General features: G+C 68.0%; 14 protein-coding genes. 2 read left to right on the top strand and 12 right to left on the bottom strand.

Translation table 11 applies throughout. The features are described 5' to 3' along the window. Positions 1 to 47: 47 nt before the first annotated feature. From dxr to folK, 12 genes are all read right to left on the bottom strand, one after another. The gene (gene dxr, locus GDI_RS10245; RefSeq protein WP_012225957.1) at positions 48 to 1,205 is read right to left on the bottom strand and encodes a 1-deoxy-D-xylulose-5-phosphate reductoisomerase; all 1,158 of its coding nucleotides are present in this window, start codon (positions 1,203 to 1,205) and stop codon (positions 48 to 50) included. A gap of 82 nt (positions 1,206 to 1,287) precedes the next feature. Then, positions 1,288 to 2,148, bottom strand: a complete 861-nt coding sequence (locus GDI_RS10250; RefSeq protein WP_012225958.1) for a phosphatidate cytidylyltransferase — start codon at positions 2,146 to 2,148, stop codon at positions 1,288 to 1,290. Between the two features lie 4 nt (positions 2,149 to 2,152). Then, the gene (uppS, locus tag GDI_RS10255; RefSeq protein WP_231854326.1) at positions 2,153 to 2,830 is read right to left on the bottom strand and encodes a polyprenyl diphosphate synthase; all 678 of its coding nucleotides are present in this window, start codon (positions 2,828 to 2,830) and stop codon (positions 2,153 to 2,155) included. A 181-nt stretch (positions 2,831 to 3,011) separates the two neighbouring features. Continuing rightward, on the bottom strand, positions 3,012 to 3,578 hold the full coding sequence (frr, locus tag GDI_RS10260) for a ribosome recycling factor (protein ID WP_012225960.1): 567 nt from the start codon (positions 3,576 to 3,578) through the stop codon (positions 3,012 to 3,014). 77 nt (positions 3,579 to 3,655) lie between these two features. After that, positions 3,656 to 4,396, bottom strand: coding sequence for a UMP kinase (pyrH, locus tag GDI_RS10265; RefSeq protein WP_012225961.1), 741 nt, complete (start codon positions 4,394 to 4,396; stop codon positions 3,656 to 3,658). 124 nt (positions 4,397 to 4,520) lie between these two features. After that, positions 4,521 to 5,423 (bottom strand): GTPase Era, encoded by a 903-nt coding sequence (gene era, locus GDI_RS10270; protein WP_173363412.1) that lies wholly within the window; start codon positions 5,421 to 5,423, stop codon positions 4,521 to 4,523. A 30-nt stretch (positions 5,424 to 5,453) separates the two neighbouring features. Beyond that, the gene (rnc, locus tag GDI_RS10275) at positions 5,454 to 6,203 is read right to left on the bottom strand and encodes a ribonuclease III (protein WP_012225963.1); all 750 of its coding nucleotides are present in this window, start codon (positions 6,201 to 6,203) and stop codon (positions 5,454 to 5,456) included. Next, positions 6,200 to 7,012, bottom strand: coding sequence for a signal peptidase I (gene lepB / locus GDI_RS10280; protein ID WP_012553089.1), 813 nt, complete (start codon positions 7,010 to 7,012; stop codon positions 6,200 to 6,202). The genes rnc and lepB overlap by 4 nt, the downstream gene beginning before the upstream one ends. A 156-nt stretch (positions 7,013 to 7,168) precedes the next feature. Then, positions 7,169 to 7,579, bottom strand: a complete 411-nt coding sequence (acpS, locus tag GDI_RS10285; RefSeq protein WP_012225965.1) for a holo-ACP synthase — start codon at positions 7,577 to 7,579, stop codon at positions 7,169 to 7,171. Next, a complete protein-coding gene (locus tag GDI_RS10290) occupies positions 7,576 to 9,912 on the bottom strand; it encodes a RelA/SpoT family protein (RefSeq protein ID WP_012225966.1) in 2,337 nt (778 codons plus the stop codon). Before GDI_RS10290 ends, acpS begins: the two co-directional genes overlap by 4 nt. 4 nt (positions 9,913 to 9,916) lie before the next feature. Continuing rightward, positions 9,917 to 10,315 carry a DNA-directed RNA polymerase subunit omega gene (gene rpoZ / locus GDI_RS10295; RefSeq protein ID WP_012225967.1) on the bottom strand — a complete coding sequence of 133 codons (399 nt, stop codon included), beginning with the start codon at positions 10,313 to 10,315 and terminating at the stop codon, positions 9,917 to 9,919. Positions 10,316 to 10,395: 80 nt separating this feature from the next. Continuing rightward, on the bottom strand, positions 10,396 to 10,893 hold the full coding sequence (gene folK, locus GDI_RS10300; protein ID WP_012553091.1) for a 2-amino-4-hydroxy-6-hydroxymethyldihydropteridine diphosphokinase: 498 nt from the start codon (positions 10,891 to 10,893) through the stop codon (positions 10,396 to 10,398). A 226-nt stretch (positions 10,894 to 11,119) separates the two neighbouring features. Between folK and GDI_RS10305 the strand changes: the two genes are divergently transcribed. Next, positions 11,120 to 11,731 carry a LabA-like NYN domain-containing protein gene (locus tag GDI_RS10305; RefSeq protein WP_012553092.1) on the top strand — a complete coding sequence of 204 codons (612 nt, stop codon included), beginning with the start codon at positions 11,120 to 11,122 and terminating at the stop codon, positions 11,729 to 11,731. Further along, the gene (locus tag GDI_RS10310) at positions 11,731 to 12,426 is read left to right on the top strand and encodes a uracil-DNA glycosylase (protein WP_012225971.1); all 696 of its coding nucleotides are present in this window, start codon (positions 11,731 to 11,733) and stop codon (positions 12,424 to 12,426) included. Before GDI_RS10305 ends, GDI_RS10310 begins: the two co-directional genes overlap by 1 nt. The last annotated feature ends 4 nt before the right edge of the window (positions 12,427 to 12,430 follow it).

Raw genomic sequence — 12,430 nt, forward strand, 5'->3', positions numbered from 1 at the left:
CTGATAAAGATCGTCGCCGAACCTGGGCCGGAACTGGCCGCGTCGGATCAGGCCGCGAGTGATGCCGTGCGCAGGCGGGCCGCCCGGCGGGCTTCCTGGTCCCAGTGCAGCACGGCCTCCAGCGTGTCGGCCGGCTGATGGCCGATGGCCTGCATGACGGATTCGACCACGCGCGCGATGTCGAGGAAACCGATACCGCAGCCGAGAAACGCCTCGACTGCGATTTCATTGGCCGCGGAAAGGATAGTGGGGGCGGCGCCGCCCGCGCGCAAGGATTCCCGGGCCAGGCGCAGCGCGGGAAAGCGCACTTCGTCCGGTTCCTCGAATTCCATCCGTCCCAGGGCCGCCAGGTCCAGCCGGGGCGAGGTCGTGGCCATGCGGCAGGGCCAGGCCAGCGTGTGCGCGATGGGAATCCGCATATCGGCCGACCCCATCTGCGCCACGATGCTGCCATCGGTATATTGCACCAGGCCGTGGACCACCGATTGCGGATGCACCACGACGCCGATCCGGTCCTCGGTCAGCGAAAACAGGCGCGCGGCCTCGATGACCTCCAGCCCCTTGTTGAACATCGTGGCCGAATCGATGGTGATCTTGGCCCCCATCGTCCAGGTCGGATGACGCAGGGCGGCTTCCGGCGTCGCCTTTTCCATCTCGGCCAGACTGGCACGGCGGAACGGGCCGCCCGAGGCCGTCAGCACGATCTTTTCCACCTGGTCCGCCTGACGGTCGGCCATGGACTGGAAGATCGCATTATGTTCGGAATCGACCGGCAGCAGCGTGGCACCGGCCTGCTGGACCGCGCGCAGCATGACGTCGCCCGCGCAGACCAGGGCCTCCTTGTTCGCCAGGGCGACCGAGCCGCCGTTGCGTACCGCCGCCAGGGTGGGTTCCAGCCCGATCGCCCCGGTGATGGCCGCCATGGTCCAGTCGACCGGCTGGGACGCGGCATCGATGACGGCCTGGCGCCCGCCCGAGACCGCGATCCCGTCATCGGCCAGCAGGGCCCGCAGTTCCGGCAGCCGGCTTTCGTCCGCGATGACCGCGTGGCTGGCGCGCAGGGCCCGCGCCTGCTCGGCCAGGCGCGGCGCGTTGCTGCCCCCGACCAGGGCCGCGACCCGGAACCGTTCCGGCGCCTGCAGCAGCAGATCGACCGTGGAACATCCGATGCTGCCGGTGCTGCCCAAAACGGTAACTGACTTCATGCCTCGTTCTTCCCTGCCCGTCCGGCGTCGCTCCGCCGTCCATTCCTGTTCCATCATCCGGCCGCGCCCCGCGCGGGGGAATTCAAGTTCCCGCGTGCCCCCAGCAGGCGGACATCAGGCCAGCCTGCGTCACATACCAAAATGCCGCCCCGCCCGCCGCCCCCAGCGACAGCAAGGCAGCCAGCGGCGCCGCGACCAGCAATCCGTCGAACCGGTCCAGCAATCCGCCATGGCCGGGAATGATCGCGCCCGAATCCTTGACCCCCCGCGCGCGCTTCAGCGCGCTTTCCGCCAGGTCGCCGATCTGCGCCGCCACGGCCATCAGCGCGCCGAAAGCCATGCCGCGCGCCCAGTTGCCGGGACCGGAGACAAGGCTGCACACCCCCCCACCCGCGACCATGGCGCAGGCCAGCCCGCCCAGCGAGCCGGACCAGGTCTTGGCGGGCGATATCGCGGGGGCCAGTTTCGGGCCGCCCAGCAGGCGGCCGACCAAATAGGCCCCGCTGTCGCTGACCGCGACACAGGTCACGACGAACAGGACGACCCCGGCGCCGGGCACGGTCATCATCCGCAGCCACAGCAGGGCCAGGCCGGCGCAGCCGATCACGACCTGTCCGGCCCACAAGGACGGCCCGAACACGAACGCCCCCCCCATGACCATGAACGCCCCCCGCCATTGTCCCCCCAGCGCCGCCGCCATGGCGGCCACGGGCCAGAGCAGGTAGAGCACGCCCCGCCACGACGCGGTTCGCAGGCCGAACATCCGTCCCCACTCAATCGCCATCCCCGCCGTCGCCAGCACGATCAGCGCCGCATAGGGCGCGCCGCCTGCCCAGACGCACAGGGCCGCCACCGGCACCAGCACGGCGGCCGACAGCAGGCGGGCGCGAAGGTCCTTCCAGTTCCGTCCAGGCTTTCCCTGCGTCGGGCGGCCTCCCGACACGGGATCAGAGGGCGGGACGGGCACCGAATCGCCTCTCACGCCGGGCGAACATGTCCAGCGCCGCGTCGAAATGGTGCTCGTCGAAATCGGGCCAGAGCGTCTCGATAAAGACCAGTTCGGCATAGGCCGACTGCCAGAGCAGGAAATTGGACAGCCGGCATTCGCCGCTGGTGCGCACGATCAGGTCGGGATCGGGGACGTCGGCGGTCAGCAGGAACCGGCTGAACAGCGCCTCGTCCAGTTCGGCGGGATCGATCGTGCCGCTGCGGGCGGCGAAGGCCACGCGGGCCGCCGCCTGCACGATATCAGCCCGGCCGCCATAGGACAGGGCCAGGACCAGCGTCAGGCGCGTATTGGCGGCCGTCATGTCCTCGGCGCGCCTGGCCTCGTCCCGGACGTCGGCGTCGAAACGCGACAGGTCGCCGATGATGCGGATGCGCACGCCCTCGCGGCACAGTTCGGCAACCTTGTGCCGCAGGTAGTAGCGCAGCAGCGCCGTCAGGTCCGCGACCTCGTCCGGGGTGCGCCGCCAGTTTTCCGATGAGAACGCATACAGGGTCAGGCAGCCGACCCCGCGCGTGATCGCGGCGCGTATGCAGCGCCTGACGGCCTCGGCCCCCGCGCGGTGCCCGGCGACGCGCGGCAGGCCGCGCGCGGCGGCCCAGCGCCCGTTTCCATCCATGATCACCGCGACATGCGCCGGCAGGGCCGGGGCGCCCCGCCCGCGATCCAGCCCGGACACCGGCGCCGTGGAACCGGACGTCGTCACGGGCGCCGAAATGGGCGCGGTCGTGGCCGGGGGGACCAGTGATGCTGTCGTCCCGGCCAGCGGGCCGGGCACCGGACTGACGGTCACTGCCGCGTCAGACCTGTTTGATCTCGCGTTCCTTTTCCGCGAGCATCTCGTCGATCCGCTTCACATACTGGTCCGTCAGCTTCTGGATCGCGTCCGACCACACCTTGACGTCGTCCTGGCTGATGTCGCCCTTCTTTTCCTGCGCCTTGGTCTGATCCATGCCGTCGCGGCGCACGCCGCGCACCGCGATCTTGGCGTTTTCGGAATATTTCCCGGCCGTGCGGGCCAGTTCGCCGCGCCGTTCCTCGGTCAACTGGGGAATGGGCACGCGCACGGTCTGGCCGTCGGCCGCCGGATTCAGGCCCAGGCCGCTGTCGCGAATCGCCCGTTCGACCGCCCCCACCAGCGAGCGGTCCCAGACCTGGACGGTCAGCATCCGCGCCTCGGGCACCGCGATCGATCCGACCTGCGTCAGCGGCACCTCGCCGCCATAGGCCTCGACACGCACCGGTTCGATCAGCGCGGGACTTGCGCGACCCGAACGCAGACCCGCGAAATCGCGGCGCAGGCTTTCCAGCGCGCCGTCCATCCGACGGGTCAGGTCATCCAGCAGTGTCTTCTGATCAGCAGCCACAGCGGCCCTCCATAGTCATCCATGGGGGCCACGGTCACGGCTGCCCCCTATCCTCATTCATTCCAGCAACCGGCCCGTCAGGCCGTTTCGACAATCCGGGTATACAGGCCTTCGCCGCGCATTACTTTCGGGAATGCGCCCGGCGCATGAATATTGAACACCACGATCGGCAGGCGGTTTTCACGCGCAAGGCTGATCGCGGCGGCATCCATCACATGCAGGTCCTTGGCCAGCACGTCCAGGTACGTCAGTTGTTCGAAGCGGGTCGCGTCCTTGACCTTGCGCGGGTCGGCCGAATAGACGCCGTCCACCTGCGTGCCCTTCAGCAGGGCGTTGCAGTCCATTTCCGCCGCCCGCAGCGCCGCCGCCGTGTCGGTGGTGAAGAACGGATTGCCCGTGCCCCCCGCGAAGATGACGACACGGCCCTTTTCCATGTGCCGCACAGCCCGCCTGCGGATATAGGGTTCGGCCACCGACGACATCTGGATGGCGGACATGACGCGCGTCGGCACGCCGTGCCGTTCCAGCGCGTTCTGCACCATCAGGGCGTTGATGACCGTGGCCAGCATGCCGGCATAATCGCCCTGCGCCCGGTCCATGCCGCGCGCCGCCGCCGCGACGCCGCGAAAGATGTTGCCGCCCCCGATGACCAGACAGATCTCGACGCCCGTACGTGCGACCTCGGCAATGTCGGTGGCGATGGTGTCGACCATTACGGGATCGATCCCGTACGAGCCCTCACCCATCAGGGCCTCGCCCGAGACCTTCAGCAGGACACGCTGAAAACCAATGGTTTTTTCCGTTGCCTGATCTGTCATGACGCCCCCGGATCCCTGAGATGAACGAATGCGGGGGACGCCCCGGCCGGGACCTCACCCATGCAGACCCTCTTATAGCCGGTTGCGAGCGGTCACAAGCACGCTCATCGCCCGGCCATGCCCATCAGGGCGTGTCGTCCAGCCCGATGGCCCGCAGGCGGGCCCGTTCCTCGTCCCAGCCGGCCCGTTCCTTCACGTTCAGGAACAGGTGGCAGGTGCGGTCCAGCAGGCGGGACAGGTCCTTGCGCGCGCGCTCGCCGATCGAGCGAATCCGGCTGCCCTTCTCGCCGATCAGAATCGCCTTGTGCCCGGCCCGCGCGACGTAGATCGTGACCTCGATCCGGACCGATCCGTCCGGCAGTTCGCGAAAGCTTTCGGTCTCGGCGGTCGCGGCATAGGGCACTTCCTCGTGCGTCTGCAGGAAGATCTGTTCACGCACCAGTTCCGCCGCCAGCAGCCGGTCCGGCAGGTCGGTCAGATCGTCCTCGGGATACAGGTATGGCCCTTCGGGCAGGGAAGCGGCCAGCGCGGACAGCAGGTCCTCGACCCCGTCGCCGCTGCGGGCGCTGACCATGTAGACATGTTCCACATCCAGCAGCGCCGACAGTTCCGCCGTCAGCGGCAGCAGGGCCTGCCGGTCCACCAGGTCGGTCTTGTTCAGGACCAGCCAGACCCGGCGGCGGGACTGCGCCAGCCGCTCGACGATCGCGCGCACCGATTCGGACAGGCCACGCCGGGCATCGACCAGCAGCAGCGTGATGTCGGCATCCTCGGCCCCGGTCCAGGCCGCCGCCACCATCGCGCGGTCCAGCTTGCGCCGGGGCTGGAAGATGCCGGGCGTGTCCACCAGCAGGATCTGGCTTTCCCCGCGCATCAGGATGCCCAGGACGCGAAAGCGCGTCGTCTGCGCCTTGGGGCTGACGATCGACAGCTTGGCCCCGGCCATACGGTTCAGCAGCGTCGACTTCCCGGCATTCGGCGCGCCCACGATCGCGACGAAGCCGCAGCGGGTGGTCATATCCTGTATCCCTTCCGGCGGCATCCGCGATCCCGCCCGTTATTGTCTCTCATCAACCAGCCTCAGCAGGTCGGCGGCGGCGGCACTTTCGGCCGCGCGCTTGCTGCCGGCGATTCCCTCGGCCGACTGGCCCGCCGCCGTCACCGCGATGACGAAGCGTGGCGCATGGGAGGGCCCGTCCATCTGCACCGTCCGATAGGCCGGCAGCGGCAGGCCGCGCGCCAGGACCCATTCCTGCAAGGCTGTCTTGGGGTCCTTGGGAGGCTGCGCCTGGGCCACGATCGCCTCGTTCCACGCCGCACGCACGAAGCGGCGGGCCGGCTCCAGCCCGCCATCCAGGTAGATGGCGCCCAGGATCGCCTCGACCGCGTCGGCCAGGACGTTGGCCACCTGCCGCACGCCCGCCCGGGCCTCGTGTTCCGCCACGTCCAGCGCCTGCTGCAGATTCATGGTCCCGGCGATGGCGGCCAGGACCGGACGTGACACCAGATGGGCGTGGCGCGGACCCAGCGCCCCCTCCTGTTCGTCAGGGAAGCGTTCCAGCAGCCATTCGGCCATCACCAGCCCCAGCACCCGGTCGCCGATGAATTCCAGCCGTTCGTTCGACCCCGCACCGCGCCGCGCGGCCGGCTGACGCGACCGGCGCGCGCCCCCGCCATTGCGCTGATGGGCGGCCGAGCGATGGGTCAGCGCCTCGCGCAGCAGGTCGGGGCGGCGGAACCGGTAGCCGACCCGCGCCTCGACCGACGCCACCACACCGTCCGCGCCACCGCTTTCAGACGCGGTCATCGCACCCCCTGGAACAGGCGGTCCCAGCGGATCTCGACCGGCCACATCCAGAATTCCCACGCCGGATAGCGCGCGTCGATCGACAGGAAGATCCATTTGGCCTGCCCGATCAGGTTTTCCATCGGCACAAAGCCCAGATCTTCCGGGTCGTCGCCCATGAAGCGGCTGTCGGCGCTGTCGTCGCGATTGTCGCCCATGGCGAAGAAATAGCCCGACGGCACGACATAGACCGGCGTATCGTTCTGGAACCCTTCGTTCGTCAGCTTCAGGATGTCATGCGTGACCGGGGGGCGGCCGCCGCTTCCAGGCAGGCTTTCGCTGTAGCGCTGCCCCTCCATCCGCGTGCGGTGCTCGTCCACCGCGACGTAATTGCCCCTGGCCTCGCGCGGGACCAGCGTATCATTGATGTACAGCTCACCGCCGCGCACCTGCACGCGGTCGCCCGGCAGGCCGACGATCCGCTTGATGTAGTCGATCGATGTATCCCGGGTGAAGCGGAACACGGCGACGTCGCCCCGGTGCGGCAGGCTGCCGAAGATGCGGCCGTCGAACAGGTCCGGCGAGCGCGGCAGCGAGAAATGCGAATAGCCGTAGCTGTATTTCGCCACCCACAGGTAATCGCCCACCTGCAGGGTCGGAATCATCGAACCGGACGGGATGTTGAACGGTTCGAACAGTACCGTGCGCACGCCCACCGCCAGCAGGCCGGCGATCAGGATGGTGCGGATCAGGTCCCAGAGCCCGCGCAAGGCCGGAACGGCACCCGCCGATGGCAAGGACGAGGAATGGGTCTTGTTCGGGTCGTCCATGGGTCTGGTATCTGAATCCGGAAATGGGATGGGGCAAGGCTGGACGCGGGCCGGCCGCAAGGCCCGCGGATGAAGCCGAGGGGACCGGCCCCTGTCAAGCAAAGGCTTGGCCAGCAGCACCCGTCTGGCCTGCCGGGTTCCGACATTAGCCCGCTTTCAGGGCAGCGGGCCAGTTTCGATCATCACCTGCGCGAAGGCATACGGGTACTCGTCGGTCATCGACAGCAGGATGCGGGCGGTCGATCCCGGCGGGGTCAGGACGTGCAGCCGCGTCTTCGCCCCGCCGGTCAGCACCATGACCGGCTGTCCGCCCGGCAAATTGTCCACCCCCAGATCGTGGTGGAACACGCCGTGCGAAAACCCCGTTCCCAGCGCCTTGGCGCAGGCTTCCTTCGCCGCCCACCGCTTGGCGTACGCCCCCAGCCGGGCCTGGCCGTGCCGGCGCTCGGCGCGCCTGCGTTCGGCGTCGGTGAAGACGCGGACCAGGAAACGCTCGCCATGACGGGCCAGCACGCGTTCGATCCGCCTGATATCGCACAGGTCCGATCCGATTCCGATCAGGCTCATCCCTTCGCGCGCTCGACCTGGACCACGCCGTTGGCCGCCCGCAGCGCCGCGATCACCGAGGAGAGGTGACGCAGGTCGCGGACCTCGATATCCGCCAGGATTTCCATGAAATCGAGCTGGCGGTTCACGATGCGCAGGTTGACGACGGTGCCGTCATGCTTCGACGCGGTGTTGGTCAGCGTCGCCAGCACGGACGGTTCGTTCGCCGCGATCACGCTCAGCCGCCCGATATGCGGTTCGGTCGCGCCACGGCCGATGATGTCGTAATCCCAGTCCACGTCCATGAACCGTTCGGGGGTCGCCGCGAAGCTCTCCAGCGTCTGGCACCCGGCCATATGGATGGTGATGCCCTTGCCGGTCGCGACGATGCCGACGATCTTGTCGCCCGGCAGCGGATGGCAGCAGCCGGCGAAATGCACCGCGATGCCCGGGCCGATCCCGGCCAGCGCCATGCCGCCGCCCGGCTTCGGCCGGCTGGCCACCCGCGACGGCGCCCGCATGGGAATACCCGGCACCATGCGCGGCGCGCGCGGCGTCTGCCGCAACTCGGGATAGGCCGCATGCACCACGTCGCGGGGGCTGATATTGCCGTTGCCGACCGCGACGTACAGATCCTCGACCGATACCAGCTTCAGGTCGGGCAGGATGCTGTCCAGGACCTTTTCCGACCCGTCCACGCCCTCCTGCCGGAAGGCCTTGGCCAGGGCGGCGCGGCCGCCATCGACATGGGCCTCGCGCTGCTGGGCCGCGACATGGCGGCGGATGCGCGCGCGCGCCTTGCCGGTGACGACGAAGCGTTCCCACGAGGGCGACGGCGTACCGCCCCGCGCCGTCATGATTTCGACCTGGTCGCCGTTCTGCAGTTCGTGGCGCAGCGGCATCAGCCGCCCGTTGATCCGCGCCCCCACGCAGCTGTCGCCGACCTGGCTGTGCACGGCATAGGCGAAATCGACCGGCGTGGCCCCGCGCGGCAGCGAAATCAGCTGCCCTTTCGGGGTGAAGCAGAACACCTGGTCCTGGTAGAGTTCCAGCTTGGTGTTTTCGAGGAATTCGTCGGGTGCCGCCGAATCTTCGAGAATATCCAGCAGGTCCTGGACCCAGCGCAGGCCCGTGACCGTGCGCGCCGCATCCTCGCCGGCCCCCGGCAACTGCTTGTACAGCCAGTGCGAGGCAACGCCGTTTTCCGCGATGTCGTGCATCTCGGCGGTGCGGATCTGCACTTCGATCTTCTGGTTGCGGGGCTGGCGCAGGGTCACGCCGGTATGCAGGCTCTGGTAGCCGTTCGCCTTGGGGGTGGAGATATAGTCCTTGAACCGCCCGACAATGACCGGATAGGCCGCATGGACGGCGCCCAGCGCGATGTAGCAGGCCTCACGCGTCGGCACGAGGATGCGGAACGCCATGATGTCGGACAGCTGCTCGAACGCGACGTTGCGGTTCTGCATCTTCTCCCAGATCGAGAAGGGCGATTTCTCGCGCCCCGTCACCTCGACCTCGCCCAGTCCGGCTTCGCGGCACAGATGCGCGAGTTCGCGCCGCACTTCCTCGATCACGTCGGCGCCCTGGCCGCGCAGGTAGTTCAGGCGCGCACGGATGGTGGCGTTGGCTTCGGGCTCCAGTTCGGCAAAGGACAGGTTCTGGAGTTCGGTCTTGACCTTGTCCATGCCGATGCGCCCGGCCAGAGGCGCATAGATTTCCATGGTCTCGCGCGCGATACGCTGGCGGCGGTCCAGCCGCTGCACGTAATGCAGCGTGCGCATGTTGTGCAGCCGGTCCGCCAGCTTGACGATCAGCACCCGGATGTCCTTGGACATCGCCAGGACCAGCTTGCGGAAATTCTCGGCCTGCTTGGTCCGGTCGGATTGCAGTTCCAGCCGGGTCAGCTTGGTGACGCCATCCACCAGGTCGGCGATGGTCGGCCCGAATTCGGCGCGCAGCCGATCGTGCGTGACGCCGGTATCCTCGATCGTATCGTGCAGCAGCGCCGTCGCGATCGACGACGGGTCGAGATGGAAGCCCGCCAGGATACTGGCAACCGCCAGCGGATGGGTGATGTACGGGTCACCGTTGTCGCGGACCTGCCCGGCATGGGCGGCCTGGGCCACGGCGAAGGCGCGGCGAATCAGGTCGAGGTCGGCATCCGGGTCGTAGCTGCGAATGCGCCGCAGCAATCCCTCGCACGAGATGACCCGTGCCGGCGCGGGCGGGGCATCGGGGTCCGAAGGCACGGTAACGGGCCGGCCCGATCCCGTGCCCCCAGCCGGAAGGGACGCCCCCAGTTCGAGGGCGGGGACATGCAACGTGCCGACAGGGTCCGCCGCATTCTTCCCCATGGGTTTATCGACGCGCGCGGCCGCCCAGTTCGGCCTCGATCGCGGCTTCCAGTTCTTCGGCCGACATGCCGGCAGTACCGTGGGATGCTTCTTCCTCGGCCGAGACATCCTGCAGTCCGAAGATGTTCTGCTCGGTCGGGATCAGGTCCATGACCTCCTCGTCGGCGGGCTCGGGCTCGGGCGCGCGGGCCAGCGAACGGACGAGATCGCTGCGAATCTGCTCCAGCACGATCGTCTGGTCGGCGATTTCGCGCAGCGCCACGACCGGGTTCTTGTCGTTGTCGCGGTCGACCGTCAATTCTTCCCCGCGCGACAGGCCGCGCGCGCGCTGTGCGGCGAGCAGGACCAGTTCGAATCGGTTGGGAACCCGTTCAACGCAATCTTCGACGGTGACGCGAGCCATGAGGCAGGCCTCCGGATGTAAGTGTCAGTTGCAAAGAACCATATGTAGTCGCCGCGCCCCCAAAGTGCAAGGCAGGCCGGTCAGTCCGCCTCCAGCCGGCGGATCTGCTGGTCGGGCAGGTCCGCGACCAGCGCATCGACCGTCCGGCCGGACCTGGGGTCGCGCCATCCGGGGGCCACGTCGCGCAGCGGCAGCAGGACGAAGGCCCGTGCGTCGGCCCGGGGGTGCGGCAGGATCGGGTCCGGGGCGTCGCGCACCAGGTCACCCATCGCGATGATGTCCAGGTCCAGCGGCCGGGCGGCGTTGGCCACCGTCCGGCGCCGTCCGGCCCGGGCTTCGATTCCCTGCAGCGCCGCCAGCAGGACGGCCGGGTCCAGCTCGCCCGTCGCGGCGACGACGCCGTTGACATAGGGCGGCTGGCCCGAGGGGGGAATCGGTGCGCTTTCGTACCAGGCCGACACCGCCACGACCCGGACCCCCGGGATGGAAGCGATGTGCTCCACCGCCCAGCGGCAGGTCTCCAGCGGGGTACTCCCCTCGGCGCGCGGCAGGTTGGCGCCTATTGCGATCAGGATCATGCCCTTCAGGATGGCGTTCCCGTGCGAAGATGCAACCGTAACGGTCCTTGTTCCGGTTCCTGTTTCGGTTCGGGCGAAAAAGCGGACCCCGCCCCCATTCGCCCATACCAATTTGGCTGTGACGCCTCTAACGTGCCAGACGTCAATTAAGATGCAGGCGTATCAATTTCATACGCATGCATTTTCAGTCATTTCAGAACTCCGTATGGCGCAGGGATCAGGGTGCATGTTTTTTCAACCCAACGAACGGGTCTGCCTTTTCATAGACGGTGCCAGCCTCTATTCGGCGTCACGCCATCTGGGATTCGATGTCGATTACCGTAATCTCCTGACCTTCTTCCGTTCCAAATGCCACGTCATCCGGGCCTATTATTACTCGGCAATCCTCGAAAGCGAGGAATACTCCCCGCTCAAGCCGCTGACCGACTGGCTGGTCTATAACGGTTATTTCCTGGTGACCAAGACGGCGCGCGAATTCGTCGACCATAACGGGCGGCGGCGCGTGAAGGGTAACATGGATATCGAACTGGCCGTCGACATGATGGAGATGGCGCCCCGCATCGACCATGCGGTCCTGTTCAGCGGAGATGCCGATTTCCGGCGCCTGCTGGAAACGGTGCAGCGCCAGGGCGTGCGCACGTCGGTCATTTCGTCGATTCGGACGTCGCCTCCCCTGATCGGCGACGAATTGCGCCGCCAGGCCGACCAGTTCATCGAACTGGCCGATATCGCGCCGCAATTCACCCGCCGCCAGGCCGAGGCGCGCCCGCAGCGCCAGCAGCAGGCCCCCGTTCGCCATCCGGCCGACCAGATCAGCGAACTCGATCACGGCGACTGATGCCGCCACGTTCCCGGGCCCTGGCCCGCCTGCCGCCCCATCCGTGGTCCACCTCGCCGGGCCCGGACATTCCCCCCCGCGACTGCCCCGCCTGCCCCCGCCTGGTGGAGTACCGGCTGGCCAACCAGGCTGCCCACCCCGACTGGTGGAACCCTGTCCACCGTGGGGCGAGAGCAGCGCATTCACTGCTGATCGTGGGGCTGGCCCCCGGGGTAAAGGGCGCCAATCGCACCGCCCGCCCGTTTACCGGCGATTACGCCGGAACGCTGCTGTACGAGACGCTGATCGAATACGGCTTCGCCACCGGGCGATACGGCGCCGACCCGACGGACGGACTGGTGCTGAACGATTGCCGCATCGTCAATGCCGTGCGCTGCGTGCCCCCCGCCAACCTGCCCCAGACGTCGGAAGTGCGGACCTGCAACCATTTCCTGCGGTCCGAACTGACATCCATGCCGAACCTGAAGGCCGTCCTGACGCTGGGTGTCGTCGCCCATAACGCGACGGTGGCCGCCTGCGGAATTCCGATGTCGCGAATCCGCTTCACGCATGGGCAGGTGCAGACCCTGCCGAACGGGCTGGTCCTGACCGACAGCTATCACGTGTCACGCTACAACACGAATACCGGCGTGCTGACCACCGACATGTTCCGGGCGGTGGTCGCCCGGCTGCGGGCCCTGATCGACGCGGCGTAGGACA

Origin of the sequence: Gluconacetobacter diazotrophicus PA1 5 (genome assembly GCF_000067045.1) — a bacterium.
GTDB classification, from domain to species: Bacteria; Pseudomonadota; Alphaproteobacteria; order Acetobacterales; family Acetobacteraceae; genus Gluconacetobacter; species Gluconacetobacter diazotrophicus.